Annotated in this window: 27 protein-coding genes; 10 read left to right on the forward strand and 17 right to left on the reverse strand. The window is 24.0% G+C overall.

Going from position 1 to position 22,977, the window contains the following annotated elements; all coding sequences use genetic code 11:
• Nucleotides 1-18: 18 nt before the first annotated feature.
• From ARA19_RS04485 to ARA19_RS17440, 5 genes are all read right to left on the reverse strand, one after another.
• A complete protein-coding gene (locus ARA19_RS04485) occupies nucleotides 19-360 on the reverse strand; it encodes a hypothetical protein (RefSeq protein ID WP_055069770.1) in 342 nt (113 codons plus the stop codon).
• 196 nt (nucleotides 361-556) lie between these two features.
• Nucleotides 557-880, reverse strand: coding sequence for a hypothetical protein (locus tag ARA19_RS04490; protein WP_055069771.1), 324 nt, complete (start codon nucleotides 878-880; stop codon nucleotides 557-559).
• A gap of 226 nt (nucleotides 881-1,106) precedes the next feature.
• Nucleotides 1,107-2,099, reverse strand: coding sequence for a tyrosine-type recombinase/integrase (locus ARA19_RS04495; protein WP_055069772.1), 993 nt, complete (start codon nucleotides 2,097-2,099; stop codon nucleotides 1,107-1,109).
• 292 nt (nucleotides 2,100-2,391) lie between these two features.
• Nucleotides 2,392-2,826: a hypothetical protein gene (locus ARA19_RS04500; protein WP_055069773.1), complete on the reverse strand. Its 435-nt coding sequence runs from the start codon at nucleotides 2,824-2,826 to the stop codon at nucleotides 2,392-2,394.
• A 633-nt stretch (nucleotides 2,827-3,459) separates the two neighbouring features.
• Nucleotides 3,460-3,633 (reverse strand): hypothetical protein, encoded by a 174-nt coding sequence (locus ARA19_RS17440; protein ID WP_157452222.1) that lies wholly within the window; start codon nucleotides 3,631-3,633, stop codon nucleotides 3,460-3,462.
• A 136-nt stretch (nucleotides 3,634-3,769) separates the two neighbouring features.
• Between ARA19_RS17440 and ARA19_RS04505 the strand changes: the two genes are divergently transcribed.
• Complete coding sequence (locus tag ARA19_RS04505) at nucleotides 3,770-4,456, forward strand: hypothetical protein (RefSeq protein ID WP_055069774.1); 687 nt, start codon at nucleotides 3,770-3,772, stop codon at nucleotides 4,454-4,456.
• 578 nt (nucleotides 4,457-5,034) lie between these two features.
• On the opposite strand, the gene ARA19_RS04510 is transcribed toward ARA19_RS04505, so the two are convergent.
• The 6 genes from ARA19_RS04510 to ARA19_RS04535 all read right to left on the reverse strand — a co-directional run bounded on the left by ARA19_RS04510 (nucleotide 5,035) and on the right by ARA19_RS04535 (nucleotide 9,076).
• Nucleotides 5,035-5,433 carry a hypothetical protein gene (locus ARA19_RS04510; RefSeq protein ID WP_055069775.1) on the reverse strand — a complete coding sequence of 133 codons (399 nt, stop codon included), beginning with the start codon at nucleotides 5,431-5,433 and terminating at the stop codon, nucleotides 5,035-5,037.
• A gap of 137 nt (nucleotides 5,434-5,570) precedes the next feature.
• Nucleotides 5,571-5,927 carry a GntR family transcriptional regulator gene (locus ARA19_RS04515; RefSeq protein WP_055069776.1) on the reverse strand — a complete coding sequence of 119 codons (357 nt, stop codon included), beginning with the start codon at nucleotides 5,925-5,927 and terminating at the stop codon, nucleotides 5,571-5,573.
• A 39-nt stretch (nucleotides 5,928-5,966) separates the two neighbouring features.
• Nucleotides 5,967-7,013, reverse strand: coding sequence for a hypothetical protein (locus ARA19_RS04520; RefSeq protein ID WP_055069777.1), 1,047 nt, complete (start codon nucleotides 7,011-7,013; stop codon nucleotides 5,967-5,969).
• Nucleotides 7,014-7,027: 14 nt separating this feature from the next.
• Nucleotides 7,028-7,825 carry an ABC transporter permease gene (locus ARA19_RS04525; protein WP_055069778.1) on the reverse strand — a complete coding sequence of 266 codons (798 nt, stop codon included), beginning with the start codon at nucleotides 7,823-7,825 and terminating at the stop codon, nucleotides 7,028-7,030.
• Nucleotides 7,806-8,510, reverse strand: coding sequence for an ABC transporter ATP-binding protein (locus ARA19_RS04530; RefSeq protein ID WP_055069779.1), 705 nt, complete (start codon nucleotides 8,508-8,510; stop codon nucleotides 7,806-7,808). Before ARA19_RS04530 ends, ARA19_RS04525 begins: the two co-directional genes overlap by 20 nt.
• Before the next feature lie 188 nt (nucleotides 8,511-8,698).
• Nucleotides 8,699-9,076, reverse strand: coding sequence for a hypothetical protein (locus ARA19_RS04535; protein WP_055069780.1), 378 nt, complete (start codon nucleotides 9,074-9,076; stop codon nucleotides 8,699-8,701).
• Between the two features lie 185 nt (nucleotides 9,077-9,261).
• On the opposite strand from ARA19_RS04535, the gene ARA19_RS04540 reads away from it, so the two are divergent.
• On the forward strand, nucleotides 9,262-11,205 hold the full coding sequence (locus ARA19_RS04540; RefSeq protein WP_055069781.1) for an FUSC family protein: 1,944 nt from the start codon (nucleotides 9,262-9,264) through the stop codon (nucleotides 11,203-11,205).
• A gap of 353 nt (nucleotides 11,206-11,558) precedes the next feature.
• Here the strand turns inward: ARA19_RS04540 and ARA19_RS04550 are convergent, their stop codons facing one another.
• Nucleotides 11,559-11,972, reverse strand: a complete 414-nt coding sequence (locus ARA19_RS04550) for a rhodanese-like domain-containing protein (RefSeq protein ID WP_055069783.1) — start codon at nucleotides 11,970-11,972, stop codon at nucleotides 11,559-11,561.
• 179 nt (nucleotides 11,973-12,151) lie between these two features.
• Between ARA19_RS04550 and ARA19_RS04555 the strand changes: the two genes are divergently transcribed.
• Both ARA19_RS04555 and ARA19_RS04560 read left to right on the forward strand, forming a co-directional pair.
• Nucleotides 12,152-13,303 carry an AI-2E family transporter gene (locus ARA19_RS04555; protein ID WP_055069784.1) on the forward strand — a complete coding sequence of 384 codons (1,152 nt, stop codon included), beginning with the start codon at nucleotides 12,152-12,154 and terminating at the stop codon, nucleotides 13,301-13,303.
• Between the two features lie 163 nt (nucleotides 13,304-13,466).
• Entirely contained in the window at nucleotides 13,467-13,790 is a 324-nt protein-coding gene (locus tag ARA19_RS04560; protein ID WP_055069785.1) for a hypothetical protein, read from the forward strand.
• Nucleotides 13,791-13,896: 106 nt separating this feature from the next.
• Here the strand turns inward: ARA19_RS04560 and ARA19_RS04565 are convergent, their stop codons facing one another.
• The gene (locus ARA19_RS04565) at nucleotides 13,897-14,463 is read right to left on the reverse strand and encodes a GNAT family N-acetyltransferase (protein ID WP_242862391.1); all 567 of its coding nucleotides are present in this window, start codon (nucleotides 14,461-14,463) and stop codon (nucleotides 13,897-13,899) included.
• Nucleotides 14,464-14,725: 262 nt separating this feature from the next.
• Here ARA19_RS04565 and ARA19_RS04570 point away from each other — a divergent pair, with 262 nt between their 5' ends.
• Nucleotides 14,726-15,103: a hypothetical protein gene (locus ARA19_RS04570; RefSeq protein WP_055069786.1), complete on the forward strand. Its 378-nt coding sequence runs from the start codon at nucleotides 14,726-14,728 to the stop codon at nucleotides 15,101-15,103.
• Nucleotides 15,104-15,281: 178 nt separating this feature from the next.
• On the opposite strand, the gene ARA19_RS04575 is transcribed toward ARA19_RS04570, so the two are convergent.
• Nucleotides 15,282-15,905 (reverse strand): DUF488 domain-containing protein, encoded by a 624-nt coding sequence (locus ARA19_RS04575; protein ID WP_055069787.1) that lies wholly within the window; start codon nucleotides 15,903-15,905, stop codon nucleotides 15,282-15,284.
• A 135-nt stretch (nucleotides 15,906-16,040) separates the two neighbouring features.
• Between ARA19_RS04575 and ARA19_RS04580 the strand changes: the two genes are divergently transcribed.
• Complete coding sequence (locus ARA19_RS04580; RefSeq protein ID WP_055069788.1) at nucleotides 16,041-16,613, forward strand: HIRAN domain-containing protein; 573 nt, start codon at nucleotides 16,041-16,043, stop codon at nucleotides 16,611-16,613.
• 8 nt (nucleotides 16,614-16,621) lie between these two features.
• Here ARA19_RS04580 and ARA19_RS17445 read toward each other — a convergent pair whose 3' ends face one another.
• Nucleotides 16,622-16,774 (reverse strand): hypothetical protein, encoded by a 153-nt coding sequence (locus ARA19_RS17445; protein WP_157452223.1) that lies wholly within the window; start codon nucleotides 16,772-16,774, stop codon nucleotides 16,622-16,624.
• A gap of 238 nt (nucleotides 16,775-17,012) precedes the next feature.
• Here ARA19_RS17445 and ARA19_RS04585 point away from each other — a divergent pair, with 238 nt between their 5' ends.
• Together ARA19_RS04585 and ARA19_RS04590 are read left to right on the forward strand one after the other, a co-directional pair.
• Nucleotides 17,013-17,345 carry a hypothetical protein gene (locus ARA19_RS04585; protein WP_055069789.1) on the forward strand — a complete coding sequence of 111 codons (333 nt, stop codon included), beginning with the start codon at nucleotides 17,013-17,015 and terminating at the stop codon, nucleotides 17,343-17,345.
• Nucleotides 17,346-17,374: 29 nt separating this feature from the next.
• Nucleotides 17,375-18,070: a hypothetical protein gene (locus tag ARA19_RS04590; protein ID WP_055069790.1), complete on the forward strand. Its 696-nt coding sequence runs from the start codon at nucleotides 17,375-17,377 to the stop codon at nucleotides 18,068-18,070.
• Nucleotides 18,071-18,236: 166 nt separating this feature from the next.
• On the opposite strand, the gene ARA19_RS04595 is transcribed toward ARA19_RS04590, so the two are convergent.
• Together ARA19_RS04595 and ARA19_RS04600 are read right to left on the reverse strand one after the other, a co-directional pair.
• Nucleotides 18,237-19,070, reverse strand: a complete 834-nt coding sequence (locus ARA19_RS04595) for a glycerophosphodiester phosphodiesterase family protein (RefSeq protein ID WP_055069791.1) — start codon at nucleotides 19,068-19,070, stop codon at nucleotides 18,237-18,239.
• Nucleotides 19,071-19,207: 137 nt separating this feature from the next.
• The gene (locus ARA19_RS04600) at nucleotides 19,208-19,615 is read right to left on the reverse strand and encodes a hypothetical protein (RefSeq protein ID WP_055069792.1); all 408 of its coding nucleotides are present in this window, start codon (nucleotides 19,613-19,615) and stop codon (nucleotides 19,208-19,210) included.
• Nucleotides 19,616-19,965: 350 nt separating this feature from the next.
• On the opposite strand from ARA19_RS04600, the gene ARA19_RS04605 reads away from it, so the two are divergent.
• Complete coding sequence (locus tag ARA19_RS04605) at nucleotides 19,966-22,518, forward strand: NlpC/P60 family protein (RefSeq protein ID WP_055069793.1); 2,553 nt, start codon at nucleotides 19,966-19,968, stop codon at nucleotides 22,516-22,518.
• Nucleotides 22,519-22,658: 140 nt separating this feature from the next.
• Nucleotides 22,659-22,946, forward strand: a complete 288-nt coding sequence (locus ARA19_RS04610; RefSeq protein WP_055069794.1) for a hypothetical protein — start codon at nucleotides 22,659-22,661, stop codon at nucleotides 22,944-22,946.
• Nucleotides 22,947-22,977 lie beyond the last annotated feature (31 nt).

The following is a 22,977-nucleotide window of genomic DNA, read 5'->3' on the forward strand; positions in this document are numbered from 1 at the left end:
GTTGTTCGCACCAATCCCTTATTTTTTTGTTACTATTAATTGGATTTCTTCTATAATATTATTAGGTACTTTTATAATATATTTTCCTGAAGTCCGTAATTTATACTTGTTTATAATATGAAATTTTAATTTATAATCAATTAATTCTCCTTTAGCTATATTAATAAAGAAATTATCATCTTTTTCATGATTTAAAAGGTCTATGGTTCCGTAGATATAAGATATATTATTATCTCTATGAACATTCATTTCTAAGTCATAATCATTTATTATTTCTTCATAATCAATATATAAATTACTCATATTAAAGTTATTATATATTTCTTTAAATGAAATATTAGTATTTATAAAATTATTCAAGTTTTCCTCCTAAAATTAATTGCTACATTAAAATATATTCATAACTTATAAAAAAAATAATTCTTTACAATAATTAGGGATATATCTATAACTTTGATATATCCCCTTGAGTAATATATGCCCCAAATAATACTTAAGAAATAGTTATTTCTATGAATTTAATATAGTCTGTGGCTTATTTAATATCTTTTAAAATTTAAGAAATGTTAGATTTTTTTAAATAATAATATATTAATATAGATGCTATTATAGAAATTAAAAATAGTGTTAATAATAAAAATACTGAAAATATTATCCCTTTATCCCCATAATGGTTTATATAAATCGGACACGACATGGATACTATTCCTATAAATAAGTAGTATAAAGCAAAAATATCCGCCATTAATTTTTTGTTTTTGATTTTGCATATATTACTTTCATCTAAAGTACATATTAGGTTTAATTGTTTCTTTATTCCTATTTGATATGAAACAATTATAAACACTAAGGCTATTGCTCCAAATATTATATAATGCATAACAACACATCCTTTAATAACCTTATACTATATAATATTATAAAACTCTAATTATGTACTATAAAATTAAATAATTATCTTCTTTAATTTTATAAATTTTTAAAACTCTTAAATTATCTAGAAACGTGAGACTGATAATAGCCTCACGCTTCTAGAGAACGCCCATTAAGCATTCAGATGAAATCAAAATTCTCACCTGAATTAAGTTCTACGTTTGTGTAGTCATTTAAAAATTTAAAGGATTTAACTCCACAGCTTTTTCTAATTCTTTATTATTAACATGAGTATATACTTGAGTTGTAGAAATTGATTTATGACCTAAGGTAGTTTGAATAGTTCTTATATCTACTCCAGCCTTAAGCATTAATGTGGCAGAAGTGTGTCTAAGCTTATGAGTAGTGTAGTGTTTATTGAATTTTGAATTTTCTAAAGCGTTACTTACTAATTGTTCTACAGTCCTTTTACTTATTCTCTGTTTCCTTTCACTTAAGAATAAAGCATCCTCATGTCCTGGTTTAACTATTAAATCATCTCTAAATCTAATTTCTTTATACTTTAATAAAGCTTCCATTACAGCTTTATTAAAGTAAACAATTCTTTCTTTATTTCCTTTCCCTATTACAGTTATAGTATTATTATTTAAATTAGATATATTAAGAGAACATAATTCAGAGAGCCTCATTCCTGTATTAAGAAAAATAGTTAATATACACCAATCTCTGATCCAATTCCTACTATTAACAGAATTAAGTAAAGTTCTACATTCTTCTTCTGTTAAATAAACAGGTAGTCTTTCTTCTAATTTTGGATTTTCTAAATCTTGTCCTATATCTACAGCTATTGTTTTAGCTATTTTATATGAATATGTCAAAAAACCTTTTATACTTGCTATTTTTCTAGATCTTGTTTTAGCATTGCAGCCTCTTTCCTCCTGTAAAAAATTCAAGAATTCAAAAATATCCTCAAGTTCTATTTGTGATATAAATTCTTTTTTTAAATCTGAAATTTTAACAGTTAATATATTAACTTCTTCATCTTCATTATCATATTCATAATCATCATAATAAACTCTTAAAAATTTTAATAATAAAGATAAATCAGATTCGTAAGCTCTAACTGTGCTTTCAGAGGCCCCTTTAATTGCTTTTAAATAAGAAAGATAACTATTTAAAAATTTAGGTATATTATTATTCTCTTTAACTTTCTTTTTCTTTATCATAATATCTCCAATTTATTTATATTTTATCTGATGACTAGTGTTGTAATATTCCAATCTATAAACTAGAGACAAATAGACACAGGCATCTAGATAACTTTCACTAAATTTCAGATAGAGTTAAAAATCTATCTGAATTAAGTCTTATTTTATATATTCTTATTATAACAAAATATAAAATAATTACCTTAAATTAAAGAAAATTTTATCTAACTTTAAATTTTTTTCATAATTAGAAAATACAAGAAAAACAGAAGTGTTTCTATAGAATACTTCTGTTTAATAAATTAATTATTTATTTATTGTGTTTATGACCGTTACCAGCACCTGTTTGCTTTTTGATTTCATGAAGATTTAAACTTCTATCATTTTCATGTACAACAGAGTGGATATGAGCACTTTTATTTAAATTTTTATTATCTTGTTCTTTTACGTCTTTAGTTGTTGGTACTTTGCTAGAATGTTTATAACCATTACCAGCACCTGTTTGTTTTTTAATTTCATGAAGATTTAAATTTCTATCATTTTCATGTACTACAGAGTGAATATGATCGCTTTTATTTAAATTTTTACTGTCTTGTACTTTAGTTTTAGTTTTTGCTACATTCTCAGAATGTTTGTGGCCGTTACCAGCGCCTGTTTGTTTTTTAATTTCATGAAGATTTAAACTTCTTTCATTTTCGTGTACTACAGATTTTATTTTTTCGCTTTTGTGTGTTTTTTTATTCATATTAATTCAACTCCTTTATTTGATAATATAAAATAACATAAATATATACAATCTATAACTGTTGATACAATTTAGAGTAATATAATAAAAAATTGCTAATAATAAAATATATATTGTCTTTATATAATTAACCGATATTTTATTTACAATATTACAAATTAATTTACATATTTTAAAGATATTTATCCTATAAAAGGGTATTATTTATAATATTTATATATTTTTAGGGATTTTATATTATTTAGAATAAAAAAAACATTTAATTTCTGATTTTTTTTAGAATAAAGTCCCAAATTTATATAAAAGTATAATTTTATCAAAAATAATTAATTTTTATATAATATAATAAATATTTTTTTATCTGATGACTATTCTCTATAATACTTAAGTCCTATATACATTGAAGATAAACAACTACACTTCCTTAGATGCTTTCCACTAATTAAAATTCCTCTTAATTTTGTATAGTAATTTGTACTTTTTATATTTTGTTATAAAAGTTAGATTTAGTATTATTAAAAAAATAGAAAAGTAATTTACATGTATAATATTACAAAAATACTTCTAATAATTTGATATTATTACCAAAATATTAAATTTATATAATGCTATAGATAATAATATTACCAATAATTATGATAATGAATCAAAGAATGTAACACTTAAAACTAATGGAAGTAGTAATTCTGAAGTAGAAGAAATTACGAATAATAATAACAATTCTGATAATATAAAAGAAACTACAGGAACAAACAGTAAAAAAACTACTTCAGAATCTACAAGAGCTGTAAATACAACAAAATCCATTGGTTATAGTTATGGAACTAGCAGTGAGTTAGCTAATATAAGTGGAAATTATCTTTTATCTAATTTCACTAAAGGAAGCAATACAAATTGTGCACAATATATAAGTGGTGTAACTATAAATTCAAACGGGGTAGTTTTGGATAATGATATAAATGGCAATAATATATATTCAAGTTCAGATAGAATGAAAGTTTATCCAACTACTGCAAGTGAATTTAAAATTCTATTTGGAGTGACACCAAAATCTCTTGGATTAGAGGGGAATAACTTTAATGTTGATACTATAGGAAATGTGTTTATCTATCAATTGCCAAATAAGAATATAGTATTTTCCTTTGAAAATATTGCTGGTTTTGCAATTAATAATTCTAATGCAATAAAGCCTTCTAATATTAGTAATTGGTATGGAATATATACAATTAAAAATAAGGTGGGACAAATTAATGGATTTAATTCATATGGAATAAAATCTATTAACTTAACTGGTAAAAAGGTAGTAATCGGAGCTAATGAATTTAAATATGGAACTACTGTGATTCAAAATCCACAATACTATATTTTAAAAGTAAATCCTAATAGCCTAAATGGTAATGGAACATATTCAGGAATAGAATTAACTAATGGGGAAGGATACTTCCTTGCTGTATTAGGAAAAAATGAAAAAATGACTAACTTCTTATATGATGGCCTTCCTCCATATATAGGATGTACATCTGGAGCTTGGGCTGCTGATATAGCAATGCCAATAATATTAGCTCCTAATGGGACAATTCAAGTTATGAATAATAATGAAGAATTTTATTCAACTATTAAAAATAGTTAAATTTAAAAACCAAGAATTTTTTAGTTTCTTGGTTTTTGTTTATGAAAAATTAAAATAAAAAATCCTTCTATAAATAAATTATATCAACACATAAATTTACTAGTCACAATAAGTTTTGGGTTGTTCTAAGTATGTAGTTTATCGGTAAGGATTTCATATTAATTATATAATTCTATATATAGAGCAAGAAAAATATTACAAACTATTTATTATTTTTAAATTATATATAATACGTAATACATTTTGTTGTATACAATATATATTACAAAAGTATACATGTTGTATACTAAAAAAAGAAATATATAATAAATTGATAATGAATCTCAATCTAGTTTTTTGAATTCAACAAGGTTCAATTTTGGAGAGAAAATGAATTTTAAAATCTGCAAAGATATAAAAATATAGAGCGAAATGATTTTAGGGTTTAATTTTAGTTGTAAATCGAATCACTGTTTTAGATGTAATCACTCGAGAAATAGAGTTGTTTTCATAGATAAATTCATGTATAGATGTTGTAAATTGATATGACTACTGCAAAATTATCAACTTAACATATAACATTGCGTGAAATAATAGTTTCACGCAATGTTTATAGCTGAAAAAGCTAGTTGAGAAAGTCGATTTTTTCGAGAATTCTTAATAGTATTCATACTAGTGCGATTGAATACCCAAGAAAATTCTGCATTATTATCTTTTAATAACCATTTTCTTAATATATATTTTTGAACCTCTTCAATATACTCAAAATTCACTATATCTAATTCTCCTGCCCTCATCATTTCTATATTCTTACTTATCAATGATTCTACTTCACAATCATCAATTATTTCTAATATGGTACTTCCTATAATATTATATACTTTTTGTTCTAAATTACTTTCTTGCATTAACTCTCTGTATTTGTGATAAAATTTCTTAACATAAATAATATCATGTCTAAGTATTCCTTCTATTATTCTATGGTAGTTCCAATTCACAATATCACATCCTAGCTTAATATTTATTTTTCTAAGAAATTTTGTTAAGTTTTTACTTTTATAGTTTTATTATAACACCATTTATAATTATTCATCAAAAAGAGGTTTTACATTATATTAATGCAAAACCCATTTTATTAATAATTTTCTTTTATTATATTTATAACATCATCCTTTGACATTTTTAATTCTTTCATAGAATTAATAAAGCTATCTATAGATTCTTTAAGAAGTTCTTCTTTTATTACGTTAATAATATTTTCATCTGTAGTTATTTTACTTGGAAAATTTCTAACTGTTTCTATCAACTTCGATCCCTCCATCTCTCTATATGCTCTTTGTACAGTATTAGGATTAACCTTAAGCATTTCAGCTAGTTCTCTTCTTGAAGGAATAATATCACCTGGAAGTAATGTTCCTATAACTAAACTAACTTTAATATATCTTATTATTTGTATATAAATAGGTTCTTTATCATTAACCTTAAAATACAACTCAACTCACTCCCTTCTATTCTTTTTGTAACCTTTCTATTATTTAACTTCTAAATTAGCTCTAGAATTTCCACTCAATTCTAAATTCCCTTTATACAAAATGCTTTTATCCTTTGAATTTAATACTTCAATAATATAACTCCTTTTATTATCATCAGTATATTTTGAAATATTGTCAATTTTATAAATTTTATCATCTCTTATAGTTATATCAGGAATTTCACTCCAATATTGTTCAATAGCAGCATAACCACATTCTATTATTTCTCTGCTTTCTAAATTTATGGCTGAAATAGCTCTTGCTTTATTAGCATCTTCAGAATTTAAAAAATAAAGATATCCCTCATTAAATCTTACACTTTGATCAAATTTTATAATGCTATTATATTTTCCAGTTTTGTAATCACACTTGAAAAGTTCATTACCATTACTCACGTACAAGTCATTTTTATCTGTCATAGCATAAATATTACTAGAATCATTTTTTATATTATAAGCCTTATAATTTTTCTTGTTAACATTCATCTCTAGTAAATTTGAATTATAATCTCCATGAATATTACTACAATTTAAAACCCCATATAAAATTCCATTGTCACTTTTTAAAAGCTCTATTCCAACAAATTCAGATTTATTAGTTAAGTTACGCTCCTTTTCTTCTAAAGGAATAATAATTTCTTGAACCTTATTATCTATACCTTTATAAATATAAATATTATTATTTTTTACTCTTGCAAATATCTTTTCTCCTTTATTTTCTATAACTTCACTTCTATTATAACCTTTCATTTTTTTATAGAATTCCTTATTTTTATTAATTTCTTCCCTTGTAAGCAAAAATTCATCATCAACATCTGTTAAGTTACTTAAGGTAATTTCATCCTTATTTATTTTTATAGTATTTCCTTTGCCAATGCTTTTTGAAACTACTCCCTCAATAGTATCAGTTAAAGCAGATCTGCTTCCAGAAATATCTGTTAATCTTAAATTGAGCTTATCTAAGCTTAATTCCTTATAAAAAACTCCTGTAATACTCAAAGCAGATACTCCTAGTAAAACACCTATAATAACCTTTTTATACTTCATTTTACCCCACCCCTTTATACATGAACCAAATTTTTAAATAAATAATTAGAAACTCCTATAGATAGTCCAATTACTACAATACAAAATATATTAATTAAAGTTAAATAATTATAAGAAAAAATAAAATTCGATAAAACTAAAAGTAAAAATAACATTCCAAGCATTGTTAAAGCTAAAATTATAGCTATAGCAGTTCCTTTAATTACAGAACTTCTATTAAGCATAATTAATAAAAAAATAAAAGAAATCATAGCTATCATGAATAATACCGACAAAATTAGTATCTCTGTATTAATAGAATAATCCATATTAAGCATATATTTAAAGAATCCATCTATTGAAGTTGTACTAATTCCCATAATATTATTTAAAATAAAACTCTCTAAAAATATAGTTCCAAAACACATACCAAATAATATAAATCCAAAGGTACATACTGCTAATACTTTGCTTAATATTATTTTTAATCTACTTACAGGTAAAGTCATCAATGTAAAAATAGTTTTCTTTCTTCCAAACCATTCCTTAAGCCATATATAAAAAGACATAACAGCTATTAAAGCAAGTACGACGAAAATAGAAACTACTAATCCATTCAATAAAAAATCATATATGAATATTGCATTAGCTTTATCTTTGTTGAAATCCATATTATAATTTGTTTTGTATAAATATAAACGGAAAGCTGAATATATTAACTTAGAAATAAGTAATCCTATAGTAGAAATGAATATAGGTAAAAAGATTCCATTAACCTCATGAGAATATAAATCTAAAAAACTTCCCTTTTTTTTATTTACAGCTAACTTCATTTTTATATACCTCCCTCATTTTTTCTACAATAGATAGACCTTCTTGCTCTTTTACATCTTCTACATCAAATTGGTATATTACTTTCCCTTCATTAAGTAATATAACCTCTTCTACAATATTTTCTATTTCATTTACTTCATGAGTTGTAATTATTATAGTCATATTTTCATTTATATTTTCTATTATAGAATTTATAAATACTTCTCTTGTAAACATATCTATGCCAGAAAAAGGTTCATCTAATAATAAATACTTAGGTTCTCTAGCAAAGCCTAAAATTAATTTAACTTTTGCTATATTTCCCTTTGATAAAGTAGCTATTTTTTTATTTTTATCTATTTTAAAATTTTCTAGCATCTTATAGGCTTTATCCATATTCCAATTTTCATAAAACTTGTCCATAAAATTAAAACTCTCTTCAACAGTCATATAACCATAATAAGTCTCTATGTCTGCTATTAATGCTATATGCTCATAAACCTTATGATTAAGTTTTATTCCATCTATTAATATTTCTCCTTTATTCAATTTTATAAGCCCTGAAATTGCCTTAAGTGTTGTTGATTTACCAACACCATTAATCCCTAGTAACCCTATTATCTTTCCCTCTTCAAATTTAAGGTTCACATTATCTAAAGCTATAACCTTTCCGTACTTTTTTACCACATTTTTTACTTCTATCATTTCTTTCCACCTTCCTTAATGTATTAATCCACTAATACAGTCATAACAAAAAAATACATTTTTTTAAAAAATTACTTTATGAATGTATTATAACAGTAATACACCTAGAAGTAAATATATTTTTTGGGATAAAATACAATAAAATTATTAAAATCTTATTGTATTTTACATTTGCAGTTTTATTATCTTTACTTTAATTGTGCTTTTTCATTTAGTTCTACAAGAAACCTACTTATTTCAAAATATAATTCTAGTAATTGATTAAATTGCTTTTCTGAAAACTTTTTCCTCTTCATATATGTTTCTTCTATACCAAAACAAACACTTTCAAATATATTTATGTCATTTATTATTCTGCTTTTAAATGTATATAATTCCTTTGGAAAAGAAATATCTTTCATTAAGAATAATATATGCTTTAAATTTCTTATGTTAAATAATAATAACTTTTTTGCATCTATTTTTTCTTGAATAATACTTGATATTTTTCTTAAAGTAATTTCTAGCAAATAGATATGATCATAAAACTCTTTGGCTTCATTATTTTCTTTACAAATATTTATCATAAAAACTCCTTTCCATAGCTTTATAAATTATATTGTAATTTTTATAAATTAATGAATAATTCTTTAATTATTTTATGTAAATTTTAAGAATTTATATATATTTTTTACTTTAATTTAGACTTTTTAACAATTAAATAGTATAATTACTTAAAGAAATAATAAAACTAAAGAAAAAGGAGTAAATAATGAAAAAAGAACTTATTATAAGAAATACTATAATATTTCTTGTAACATGTTTATCAACAATAGCTTCAGGAACTTACTTAGGGAAAGAAAACCTAATGGTTGGTATTTTTGTTTTTATAATGTCTTTATTCATATTAAACAAAAATTTTACAGGAAGTCCTTTAAGAGTTGCATTTAAAGTAATTTCTTTAACACTTTTTATAGGTATATTCCCTTATTTAGCTAATTTAAATATGTATACAGGAATATTTATAAACTTTTTTGCTATATTTGTAATGCTATATTTGTTAGTATATAACTACAAAAAAACAATATACTTTCCATTTTTAATGGGATATACTTTATTTTTAAGTAGCCATGTATCTGAAAAAGGATTTCCTTTAAGAGTATTAGGTCTAGGTTTAGTTGGTATAGTTGCTTTTCTTATACAAATATTAATAAATAGAAAAAAGGCAGGAAAACTTTATATTAAGAATTTAAAAGGGATGATAGGATCTTTGGAAGAAATGCTAGATAGCATAATAACTGAAAAAGATTATTCTCAATCTTTAAAAAACTTCAATAATTATAGTAGTAGTTGGAATAATAATATATTTGAAAATAGGGATAATAGCTTTTACTTAAATGATAAAGAACATGTAGAGCTTAACCTAATATCATCTCTAGAAAAATTAGAACACCATCTTGAAAAAATAAAAATAGATGAAACTAAAATATACATACTAAGCAAATTTAAAAATATTGTTTCTAAATTTAAAGATTATGAAAAATCTGAAGATAATTTTAATTCTATAAACAACGAAATATATAATCTTATTTCTGAAAGTAAAGAATTAAAACCTAATAGCTATTTGCTTTTTGAACTTATAGAATCATTATATATAATAAATAGCTTACTTAAAGATCTAAATGAAATAGATTATAAAAAAGTAAAATTAAATCAAGAAGAAAGAAAAATAGAACTTAAGAACTTTAGAAAAATCTTAATAAATAATCTAAATAAACATTCAGTAAGATTTACTTTTGCTTTTAGAACAGCTTTTTTACTTTCTGTTACCTATTTCATAATTCAATACTTCCATATAAGAAATGGTGTTTGGATGTTGTACAGTATCTCAACTATTAGTCAACTATATGATGATAATGTTAAACTAAGAGCAATTCACAGAATAAAAGGAACCATTATTGGAGCTCTTGCATTTTTCTTTTTATTTTCTGTATTTCCAGAACCAAGTGCAAGATTAGTAATAATTCTTATAGCTGTTTATATAACTCCATTTATGAAAGCATATGATAAATCAATGATTTGTTTAACAATACTTATTTTAGGCCTTGCAGCAATGTCTTCACCAGACACACAAGTATTAACTATAGATAGAATACTTTATTCATTTATAGGGGCTATAATTGCTTATGTTGGAAGCAAAATAATATTCCATTACAATATAGAAAAAGAAACTAAAATACTTGTGGAAAAGTATTATAATTTAGGAGTGTCAGCTATAGATATAATTTTATCAGTTGCCTATGATGAAGATGCTAAAGCAAAATTTAAGAATTTAGTGTTGTTAGCTCCAATTATAGAAAATAAGCTTTTATTAAGTAATACAATTTTAGATAATGAAAAGCTTAATGAATTCATAAAAGAGGAAAGAAATATAATTAATTCATTAAATTATATAATAAATAAAGTTGAATATGGAGATTCTACGCTTCGAGAAAACAGAGTTGAGCGTCTTAATAATCTAAGTAATATGACTAAAGAATTAGAAAAACGTTGTTACAATTGTAATAACTGTACAAAAGATATAGTAATTGATTCTCTTAAACATCATTTTGAAGATATTGAAAAAATTAGTGAGAGACTTATTTATGTAACTATTTGTGAAGTAATACTTTCTAACAAAACTTGCTTGGATATAAAAAATCAATTATTATTATAACAAATTGATTCTCCCTGCATATAATAATATATATTAATATTTGGGAGAGTTTTTTATGTCTAAAAAACATAGACGGCAAAAAAGTTGTTGTTGTTGTGACCCTTACTCTGTAGATCCTTGTGTGTTTAATACACTTCAACAAAGTCAGCAACAAAATCAACAAATACTTTTTATATTGTTACTATATGCTTTGTGTATAAATAATACATTCAATTCTAATATATTATGCAAGCATGATAAACTAGAAAATTACTTGATCTGTAGCCATGAGTTATTGCTTAGAAATGCTATAAATAATTGATTTGTAATATATAAATTAAGCTTAGAGCTATTTAAAAACTCTGAGCTTATTTTTATTTAAAAGTTATATAATTGTATATCTTAGTTAAAATCCCTTCTCCATTATTCTCTTTATAAAAAAATCTCTTTATTCCTTTTTTCAATACAAAACATTCTATGTTCAGTGTTCTAGCATAAAAGTACATAGATGGACTTCTTAATCTTCCTCTTGAACATCCAAAGATTAATTCTTTCTTTTTATTTTCTGATAATTTAATAAGTTCTTCTTTTATAGATTTTCTTTTATGAAATAGTGCTTTAAAAATTATAAAAAAGGCTATTGGATAACATTTTTTTATTTTTTTGTGTTCATCTTCATTTATTATTTCTATATTATATTGAAACAAAGGCATCTCCTTAAATTCTTTTTTAGTCCTTACATCTATAGTTATCATATTACTATCTATATCCTCTAAATCTATAAACAAATAAGCACCTCACTTAGTTAAAATTTTTAACTATATATTATTTTATGTATTTCCTTATATTTTGTTTCAAAAATAATTAAATTTCTATAACTTTTTTATTAATCTTGTTTTTAATTAATTACTGCAATATAATAGTAATCATATATAAAAGACAAATACAATTAAGAGGTGATACATTATTGAACTTAAAAGATTCTAAGATGAAATTCTATTTAATTATAAGTTCTTATATTTTAATACTAGGGTTTCTACTTTATAATTTTAAAACAGTTTTTGGATTTTTTTCATCAGGATTATCAATAATAAGTCCTTTTATAGTTGCTTTTGGAATAGCATTTGTAATTAACTTATTAGTAAAATTTTTTGAAAAAAGAATTCTATTTTTTCTTAATAAAAGTAAAAATAATTTTATAAAGGGGACTACAAGACCTCTAGCAATAACCTTATCATGGCTAACAATAATAGGAATTATTGCTGCACTTATAACCTTTGTTTTACCAGAACTTCTAAAAAGCGTTTCTACACTTGCACAATCTATTCCAGGTTATTATAAGCAAAGTGAAGACCTTTTAACTTCTTATCTAACATCTAAAGGTGGTTCAGAAGAAGTTCATAAACTACTACAAAGCATACTAACTATGTGGAAGGATCTTTTAAATGCATCGACACAAATAATAGGTACATTAGTATCTCATGCTATAGAAATAACAATATCTATAACTACTAGTGTTATAGATATGGCAATTGCTTTAGTATTCTCTATTTATTTACTTGCAAATAAAGAAAAACTTTTACTACAAACAAAGAAAATACTATACGCTCTCTCACCAAGTACTAAAGTAGCAGATTCTATAATAGAAGTTGGTAGACTTACTAATAGTACATTTGCTGCATTTATATCAGGTCAATGTATAGAAGCTGTCATAATTGGTACACTTTGTACTATAGGTATGTTTATATTTAGACTACCATACGCTCTATTAATAGGTACTTTAGTTGGAGCAACAAGTATTATACCTATATTCGGTGCATTCTTAGGAACAATACCTTCTGTGTTTATAATATTCCTAATAAGTCCAATAAAGGCTTTTTGGTTTATTGTATTTATATTGGTTCTTCAACAAATAGAAGGTCATTTAATCTATCCAAGGGTTGTAGGTAACTCTGTTGGGTTATCAGCAATTTGGGTTATATTAGCCCTTGTAATTGGCGAAAGCGTTGGAGGGGTTCTTGGTATATTTATAGGCATACCTCTATTTGCAGTATTCTATAAATTATTTGGGCGATATGTAAATAATAAGATAAAGAAAAAAAATATAAACATAGAATAAGTTAAAAATACAAAAAGGATTGAAGGAAGTAATTCAATCCTTTTTATTGCTATAAAGCCTTTAAATTTAATTTGCATATATGTGAAATTCAATGTATATTTAAATTATAAAAAGGAAAATATAAAATAAGTTAGTAGTTAAATTTAACTTAAGGAGTGATTTTATGGAGAAAATAATTAGTAAAGATATTTTTATGAACTTTTCCCTTGATAATTACTATTTTACAGAAAAGTCTATAGTTGTTGCAACAGTTAACTATTTGAAAAGCACTAATAATAACTGTTCTTTTATAGGATTTGATTCTTTAAATAATCCTATACTTTATGTTAATGGCTTTAATTACAAACTTAAATATCAAAAAAACCCTTTAGGTCTTATTTCATTTCAAAGTATAGACTTAGAAGAGGTAAGTATTCTAAAAGATTTAATTAAAAATTCTAAAGACGCAATTATAATACATGAAAGATTAAGTGGTATATATGATTAAAAATATGATGCATCTAATTATATTCTCAATTTTTTAGATTTTTATTAAAATTAATATATAAAAAAAGGAGTGTACTTTATACGCTCCTTTTTTATATAAATATGTATTATCCAAATAATAATTCCTCTTCATTTTCATTCTCTGTTATACTTATTACATTATTAGAATCTGAAATTTGTAATCCTATATTACTTCTTCTTTCCATTAAGTAAGAATCTCTCCAAACACCATATTTAGTTTGTGCTATTTTTTCTCTGTATCCTACTTCTCTAAATCCACATTTTAAATGTAATTTCTTACTTCCTATATTATCTACTATAACTGTAGATTGAAGTGTCCAAAATCCAGCTTTTTCAGACATATCAATTAAAGTGTTTAATAAAATAGTACCTATACCTTTACCTCTTTGTCCATTTTTTATATAAATACTAACTTCAGCAACTCCAGCATAAGCCTCTCTATTATTTATTTTAGTTAACGATGCAAAACCTATAACTTCTTCAGCTTCCTTAATAATTATATTAAATCCCTTAATATGATTTTCTATCCATTGCTCATAAGTTGGAACTTCTCTCTGAAATGTTGTAACTCCATTATCTATTCCATCTTGATAAATCGCTGCCATTTCGTCCCAATATTTTCTTTCCAATTGAACTACTTCATATCTTTTCAATTATACATTCCTCTCTTCGTTTAATAATTTAGTGCAAGTAATATTGTATTATAAAAAAACTCATAAGGGAATAGTTTTTTATTTAAATATTTAATATTTTTAAAGAATATTTATTAAGAATGTTAAATATATGTTTTTTCATTCTTTTATAGATAGTATTTATAATATTTCACATTAATTTCTTACCTGTTTATCACATTTATATTTACATATTAAGTATATAATGTAAAATAATATTATAACTTTTATTTGGAGGGATATTATGAAACCTATATCTGAAAAATATTTAAATATGACTATACTAAAAACCTTGAAAGACGATATGTCTATATATGATAGTAACAACAATATACAAAATGCTACTATTTTCTATACTGCTTTTGGAACTGTAATAAGTGGACAATCTACTGAGAATGACTCCATTAAGTTATCTGAGTTATTTTTAAGTGAAAAGAAGAAAACTATAGAAAATTTTGGTGCTGATTCATTCAGAAATGATGGTGAAATAATCTGTGTGAAAAACGCATCTATATTACAAAATAATGGGAAAGTTATATATAACGATTGTCTCTTCATACACATTGATTCAATATTAGGATTTTCATTATGTAATTTAGAAGAAGTCAAAAAAATATTTTAGACAATTAATATTAAAATTTTTATATTACTCTTTATCTTAGATTTATAGAAAATTAGACTGTTACAGACACTAATGATTAAATAAAAAAGTCCTATTAAATAAACTAAGATTAAAATACTACAGACACTAGTCATTAGCTAGCTTCTTTTTCTCTGTTTATTTAATAGGGTACTTATATTTATAATTTTTCCATTCTATATCCTATTTCTTTATTAGCAAGTCTATACCCTTCTTCTATTAGCATAGAATCATCTTTATTTTCCCCTAGTATATTATCTATAGTCAATTGATTTCTCTCAGGAAAATATTTATCTAAAAGCATAGTTTCAATTTCTTTTTGGGTAGCTAATTCTTCATTATGTAAAATATGCTTTATATTAAATCCTAATTTATCTAACTCTCTTCCAACAAGTATAGCTCTATGACATCTAACTGGCTCCTGCATAGCACCTAATAAAACTATGTTATAACCTTTTTCTAAACCTACCTTTAATCTCTCAATTCCATTTTTAAAGAATATTTCATCTTTAACCACATTAAAATCAGCATATCCTTCTTCGTTATATGATTCTCTTGTAGTTCTCTTAGCAGCAAACTCTTTTGCCATATATATGTATACATAACCTAATTTCCTTAATTCTATGGCTAAGTCTTCCTTATTAAATTGAACATTATATTTAGAATATGGTATACCTCTTATATCTACAATTACATTAATTTTATATTTCTCTATTCTTTTTATTAATTGATCAAAGCTATAATTAGAATGACCTATTGTATATATAATATTATCCTTTATCATTTCTCTATCCTCATCTTAAGTTAATTTATAAGTACAAATTTATACCTTTATTTACTTAATGTCAATTATAAAATTCGTATTTATATGTTATAATAATTATTAATATAAAGAAAAAATCCTAGGGAGTGAAGAAATTTGGGTATAGTTAGCTCTATAATTAAAAATATTGCTAAAATAATTGCTGTTACTGGCAAAATAGTAATTATTTTAATAGGAAAAACTGTAATTACTTTAACTAAAAATGATAATTCAAAAAGTTCTTCCTCTGAACATAGTTACAAAAACTTAGCAAAAATATTCGAAAACATTACAATTGAAGCTGGCGATTTCACTGGAAATATTATAGATAAAATAATATCTTCTATTTCATCTAATTTTTCTTCTTATAAATTTAAAAATATCCATAGTGAAATGGAAGAAACTTTAAATAAAGATAAGGATCCTTACTTAAAGAAATGCAAAGTGGGAGAAACCTTAAGATTAGAACATGAAAAATTTAGCCTATATAAACCAAACTCCATAGCTGTTTATAAAGGATTAGAACATTTAGGATATTTAAATGAAGAAAGTAGCAAAATTCTTATTCCTCTCTTTAATGAAGGATATACTTTTAAAGGAAAAATAGAAAAAGTTATAAAAGGAAAAAAAGGAAGAGGTTATAACTTGAAAATTTTAGTTTCACAACTATCTGAACCTACAAAGAAGTAAGTAAAGAGTTACTCTTTACTTACTTCTTCTTTATTATGAGTTTCTTCCTCTTCTTCTTTATCCTTATTATCAAATGATATTTTAACCTTTAAAGATTTAAATAGTTCCTCTTCTATATCATTTAACAAATTTGTTGTTTTTACTTTATGTTCTAATGCCATATTTCATTCCTCCTTCAATTTTAAAATATTAACAAATGCTATTTTCTTACATAAATATGGTTAACAAGTTATAAAGTGAATACTACTTTTAAACTTTCATTAAAATTTATTATGCACAAAAAATTATTTATTAGTTATATAATGCACTATAATATATTAAATTTTATTAATTATGTGGACAGCTATAATTAATTTATTCTATAATTAATTATTATATCATAACAAAGGAGGCTTTAATATGAAAAGGATAGCTGATTATGACTTAAGTGATTTTAAAAAATCATTTGATTTGGTAATGAAAAAGGAAGAAAAAGATGCTCTTAAAGGAATAAAATATGTTAATTCATTAACAATAGATGGCAAATATAAAGCTCTCATTGTAAAAGATCAATGTAATATGCATTATTACGTTTTTGATAATGGAAATGGTGCTGAAGTTTTTGATTATGACATAGAAAATGAAAAAATAGGTGAAATCTCTTATATATCTATATCAAATAATAATTCTAGAACCTTAATAGCTGATGCTATTAAAAAATTCTATTATGACTATTTAGAAGCGATTCAATAAGTTAAAATATTCAGAGAAGGCTTGTACTAATGAAAAAGAATAAAAAAACAAGAACAAGAAAAAATGTTACTAATTATAGAACAGCTACAGTGAGTAGAGGTAATTCAATTCACCAAAGAAATAATTCAAGAATTGTTAAAAAAGCAACAAGACGAAAAAAAGTGAAAATTAATAAAGCTAAAATTTATAGAAACTTAGCTATTATTTTTATAATTATTATTGCAGTAGGTGCAGTGCGTATATATCTATCACAGAGAGCTTTAGCTAAGCAACAAGCAATAGCAGCAGCACAGCAACAACAAAAAGCTGCTCAAGCAGCTCAAGCTACAACAACAAAAAAAGATGAATTTTTCAGCAAAGAAAATACTGTTTTAAGTGATTTACAAAGATATAACCAAAATGTCGGTTTAGCAATGGATTATCCTAGTAGTGAAATTAATATATATCCAGACTCTTTAAATGCAGCTGCAAGTTTAAAAAGTAATTTAGAGAACTATGCACAATATTTAACCCCTGCTGAAATTTCATCTATAACTGACTTTGTAAATAATCTTATTTCTGCAAATACAACATATATAAATGATATAAAAGCTTATATTAAAATGATTGACTCACCAAATCCAAATATGAATGCAATAAAACAACAAAAAACTACTATAAATAATGATTATACCAATCTCAATAACCTTATAAGTAAAAATCAAAATATTTTCCAATCTAAATAGTTAAATACACTCTAAATACTAAAATTAAGTATTTAGAGTGTTATTTATCTAATCCTAGTCTTTATAATACTTCAAGATTCTATAAACTAAAGATAAATAGATATATATTACTAGATAACTTCCACTAAAGTTTATCTAAAATAAGAATTCTATCTAAGATTAAGTCTTAGCTTATATCCTCTATATTTAAATAATCTGTATATATGCCATCGGCTCCTCTTTTAATAAAATTTATAGCCTCTTCTTTAGCATTTATAGTATGAACATATACATTAGCATCCATATCTTTTACTTTTCTTATAAATTCATCATCAAAATCATATCCCCACATAGATACTGCAAATATATTTTCCTTTTTTATAAATTTTATAATTTTTTCTTTTTCTTTTGAAACATTAGTAGTATATAAACCATAAAAAACTATAGGAAAATCTCTTATTTCCTTTAAATCATAGTACATTTCTTCACTTAGAACTTGAGGTATTATTCTATTTATTATTTCTTTATTTCTTAGCTTTAATTTTTTATCTATGTAGCTAAAACTTTCTTTAATTTCCTTTTTATTAGGTTCTTTAATATCTAAAATAAAAAATACATCTTTATTTTGTTCTAATAAATCTAATAATAAATCAAAATCTATGGAAGTGTATTTATTCAAAATCTTTGAATTTTTGAATTCCTTTAAAGTTAATTTATCATTTAAATTTCCCTTATTAAGCTCATTTTTGTTCCAATAATGCCTTAATACCAAATGTTTATCAGATGTCATAACCAAATCAACCTCAAAGATTCTAATCCCTTTATTATAATTTTCTTGAAAAGCCTCTAAACTATTTGTATATGCCGTTTTATTTACAGCTCCCATGGCATGTGCTACGATTTGTTGATTTTTTATTTCATTACTATAATTTCGTTTAGCTATAACTATGTAAGTAATTAATATCATTAATATAGAAGCATATGCTATCAATTTATAGAAAAATTTATTTCTTGTAAACATATTTCCTCCTCTATATGAAAAATTATATATTTATGGTTTTAATTTTCCTTTTAAATAATAATTTTATACATTAAATAAAAAAGAACCTATGTGTAGACTCTTTTTATAGTATCTACCATATAGGTTCTAGTTTATATTTAAACTGCTTCGTTTTTAACTTTATTTTCTATTCCCTTTAATAAATTATATATTTCCTCTGTTCTCTTTTCTGCATAATGGTTATACCCTATCTTTTCAATCCAACTATTAATAGGCATTCTTCCATAATAAAGTTCTATATTTTCTCTTTCATCTAATATTAATTTTAAAGTATCCCCATTTACTCTACTATTATCTATTTCTGATATATTTTCTAATTTGTAGATTTTATCCCCAAAAAATTCATCTTCTAAGAAAATGTCTCCTGTTTCAGTAACGTTAATATCTACTATTGTATTTTCTATTATTGAAGTTAATAACTCTTCTCTTTCTTTTATTAATTTACAAGCCTCTCTAGCTAATTCAAATCTTAATTCCTCTTTTTTGTTAATAACTTTTTTATCCATAGCTGTTACTCCTTTTAGTCAAATTCTTTCCACACTTATATAATAAGTAATATTTTAGAATTCCGTATAGACAATTAGTTAAATTATTTTAAATAATACGCCCTTTTTAACAAAAAAGTTCTTTAAAGAAGTTTTCTTAATAAACTAGTAATAATTCTGTCTTTATTTTTTAACATTTATAAATTCTTTTATTTAATTAACAATTTATCATAAATAATTCCATTATATTAATATTATCCTTTTATTTTTTCTATTTTATTGACTATTAATAAAAAAAATCGATTTGAATATAGAAATTTATTTAAGTTATAATTTTAATTATAGTATATTATGACATCGGAGGAAAGCAAATGAATAAAAATAAAATAGCAGGATTGGTTCTTGCAGGAGCTATAATCTCAGGTGCTAGCACTGGAGCAAGTAGTTCAATTATAAAATCCCCAATAAAAACAAAAACTTCAACTAAAAATGAAAAATTATTAGTAGCTGATCAATCAGTAGAAATGGATTCTACTGCAGTTGTTGTAAATGGAGACAACTCATTAGTACTTAAAAACAATGTAAATGGTTCTATAGTAAGTTATCTTTCAGCTGGTGAGATGCTTCATATAACATCTAAAATCGGAAATTATTATAAAGTTACAGTAGAAGAAACTGGTGCTACAGGATTTATTTCTGCAAGTAATGTTGAAATAATTCTTAATGGAGAAAATTCAAACTTTACAGCCTTAAATGAAAATGGACATGTTATCAATGTAAGTAGTGAAGTTCATTTAAGAGGTAAAGCTTCTTTAAATTCTAATATAATAGGATTCTTAAAAAATGGAGATAATTTCAAAATATTAGGTAAAGAAGGACAATGGTACAAAGTAAATTCAAATGGTCATATTGGATTTATATTCGAAGAATACGTAGCAAAAGATTCTAATACTACTACTATATCAGTTAATACAAATGTTTCAACTTCAACGCCAAATAATAAGACAGTAAATAGTACTGTAACTTATTCAAATGAACATAGTGCTAATACTTCAAAAAATACTATGGTAGAGAATACTACAGTAAAAAATAATAAAGTACAAGAAGTAAAGCCTTCAATTACTTCTGAGAATATTAATAATACAGCAAATACTAATAATAACAATAACAATAATAATACTAAGAACACAAAAAACGCTACTACTGTTGTAAAAACTGTATCACATAACAATAATAACAATATTGCAAAGAAAAACAATGAAAAAAGTAGTGTTATTCATTTGATAAATAATTCTAATTCTGAAACTGGAACAGCTACTATAAAATTAATAGATACTAATACATCTATACCACTTGCTAATAAGTCTGTTTCTATAGATGGTAAAAATTTAACTACTAATTCAAAAGGGGAAGTTAGTCTTATAAAATTAAAACCTGGACAAACAACATTAAATATAAGTTCATCTAATTATAATGCTACTACGTTAAAATTAGATGTAATTGCTAATAAAAATGTTGATGCTACAGTTAGATTAACTCCTGATAACGGAACAGCATTACTAACTTTCTTAAATGCTGGAAATTCAAGAGCTATTGCTCATATAAATGTTTCTATTGATGGAACTACTTATACTACTAATTCAAAGGGAGAAATTCTTCTTAAAGATTTAGAACCAGGAAATCACACATTATCAATTTCAGCTAAAGGTTTTAATGACACTACTGCTAAAGTTAACATAACACCTGATGGAAAGGTTGTTGGAAATATAAATCTTTATCCTAAAGAAAATTTAATTTCTTTTATTAGTTTAAATCAAAATCTTAATAAAAAAGTAGACAATAGTTCATTAACTACTAATACAAATAAAGCTGTTAAAGAAACTGAAAATAAACCAGAAGTAAAAATAAGTACAATAAATAGCACTAGCATAAACACAGAAAAGACTAAAACTATTACTAATGCAGATACTAATAAAACTTCAAAAGATCACGTTACAGTAAATACTGATGATCAAAATACTAAAGAAAATAACAATAACGTGGTTAAAAACACAAATAATACAACTAAGAATAATGGCACAAGCAAAAATGATAATATAACTGAAAATAATAACAATAGTAATAACAATGTAAATACTACTTCTAAGAAAAATTCAACTTCTACTATTGCTAAATCACATAATAATTCTAGTGAATCAGTGAATCATAAAGAAAACAATAAAGTAAGTACTAATAATAACAATACTAACAGTAATAATAGCAAAGAGAACAATAATGAAAATACTCATGTTGTAAATAACAACAACAGCAATAATAATAATAATACTGTGAACACTAGCAGTGGAAATAATCATAAAATAGATAATAATACTACTAACAACAATAACAGAAATCATGTTGTAAACATTCATAATAATGAAAATACTCATGTTGCAAATAACAACAGTAACATTAATAATAACAAAAAAAGTGAACATGTTGTAAATACTAATAATTCAAGCAATAGCAATAAAAATGTTGCTCCTAAAAAACAACAAAATGTATCTTCTAACAACAATGAATCTACTGCACAATTACAACAAGCAATTGTTAAATATGCAGAACAATTCTTAGGAAGACCTTATGTTTGGGGTGCAACAGGTCCTAATGCTTTTGATTGCAGTGGGTTAACATCATATGTTTACAGACATTTTGGATATAATATAGGACGTACAACTTATCAACAAATAGATGCTGGTACTCCTGTATCATTAAATGACTTACAACCTGGTGATTTATTATTCTTTGGTAATCCTGAAGCACCTGATCACGTTGTTATGTATATAGGAAATCATCAATATATACAAGCTCCTCAACCTGGACAATGTGTTGACATATCTTCTTGGAACTGGGGCGGAATAGTAGCTGCTAGAAGAATCGTTTAATAAAAAAACAATCAATAAAAACTCTATCATGGCTTATAGTTCGCCTATGATAGAGTTTTTTATTAATTCTATTTGCTAAAAAACTATAAAGATATTAGAATTATATTGTACAATATAAAAAACGGAAAGGTTCAATTACTATGAATTCATTAAAAAATCCTAAAGGTGTATTTATGCTAGCTCTGGTATTATTCGGAATAATATTCATAATGTCATTAATAAATGCTAGTTACATTACATCTATTTGTTCAATATTATTCATAATAGTAATAGGAATAAACTTATCTTTAAATAAGTTTAATATATCTGAAAAATCAAGAAAAGTAATTTCTAATATATTAATGATTATTATTTTGATTTTATTAGCTATAGTGTTATATTCAATGTTTGACAGTATACATATTATTAGACTAAAAAATAACTATTAAAAAAATGGGCTGAATTCTCAGCCCATTTTTA

This window comes from Clostridium massiliamazoniense (assembly GCF_001403635.1).
Lineage (GTDB): Bacteria > Bacillota > Clostridia > Clostridiales > Clostridiaceae > Sarcina > Sarcina massiliamazoniense.

Coding starts and splice junctions, on each gene's coding strand:
- ARA19_RS04490 (WP_055069771.1), bottom strand. CDS start 880: ATGCATTATATAATATTTGGAGCAATAGCCTTAGTGTTTATAATTGTT.
- ARA19_RS04495 (WP_055069772.1), bottom strand. CDS start 2,099: ATGATAAAGAAAAAGAAAGTTAAAGAGAATAATAATATACCTAAATTT.
- ARA19_RS04500 (WP_055069773.1), bottom strand. CDS start 2,826: ATGAATAAAAAAACACACAAAAGCGAAAAAATAAAATCTGTAGTACAC.
- ARA19_RS17440 (WP_157452222.1), bottom strand. CDS start 3,633: ATGGATTTTGTTGTATTTACAGCTCTTGTAGATTCTGAAGTAGTTTTT.
- ARA19_RS04520 (WP_055069777.1), bottom strand. CDS start 7,013: ATGAAGTATAAAAAGGTTATTATAGGTGTTTTACTAGGAGTATCTGCT.
- ARA19_RS04525 (WP_055069778.1), bottom strand. CDS start 7,825: ATGAAGTTAGCTGTAAATAAAAAAAAGGGAAGTTTTTTAGATTTATAT.
- ARA19_RS04530 (WP_055069779.1), bottom strand. CDS start 8,510: ATGATAGAAGTAAAAAATGTGGTAAAAAAGTACGGAAAGGTTATAGCT.
- ARA19_RS04535 (WP_055069780.1), bottom strand. CDS start 9,076: ATGATAAATATTTGTAAAGAAAATAATGAAGCCAAAGAGTTTTATGAT.
- ARA19_RS04540 (WP_055069781.1), top strand. CDS start 9,262: ATGAAAAAAGAACTTATTATAAGAAATACTATAATATTTCTTGTAACA.
- ARA19_RS04560 (WP_055069785.1), top strand. CDS start 13,467: ATGGAGAAAATAATTAGTAAAGATATTTTTATGAACTTTTCCCTTGAT.
- ARA19_RS04570 (WP_055069786.1), top strand. CDS start 14,726: ATGAAACCTATATCTGAAAAATATTTAAATATGACTATACTAAAAACC.
- ARA19_RS04575 (WP_055069787.1), bottom strand. CDS start 15,905: ATGATAAAGGATAATATTATATATACAATAGGTCATTCTAATTATAGC.
- ARA19_RS17445 (WP_157452223.1), bottom strand. CDS start 16,774: ATGGCATTAGAACATAAAGTAAAAACAACAAATTTGTTAAATGATATA.
- ARA19_RS04585 (WP_055069789.1), top strand. CDS start 17,013: ATGAAAAGGATAGCTGATTATGACTTAAGTGATTTTAAAAAATCATTT.
- ARA19_RS04590 (WP_055069790.1), top strand. CDS start 17,375: ATGAAAAAGAATAAAAAAACAAGAACAAGAAAAAATGTTACTAATTAT.
- ARA19_RS04595 (WP_055069791.1), bottom strand. CDS start 19,070: ATGTTTACAAGAAATAAATTTTTCTATAAATTGATAGCATATGCTTCT.
- ARA19_RS04600 (WP_055069792.1), bottom strand. CDS start 19,615: ATGGATAAAAAAGTTATTAACAAAAAAGAGGAATTAAGATTTGAATTA.
- ARA19_RS04605 (WP_055069793.1), top strand. CDS start 19,966: ATGAATAAAAATAAAATAGCAGGATTGGTTCTTGCAGGAGCTATAATC.
- ARA19_RS04610 (WP_055069794.1), top strand. CDS start 22,659: ATGAATTCATTAAAAAATCCTAAAGGTGTATTTATGCTAGCTCTGGTA.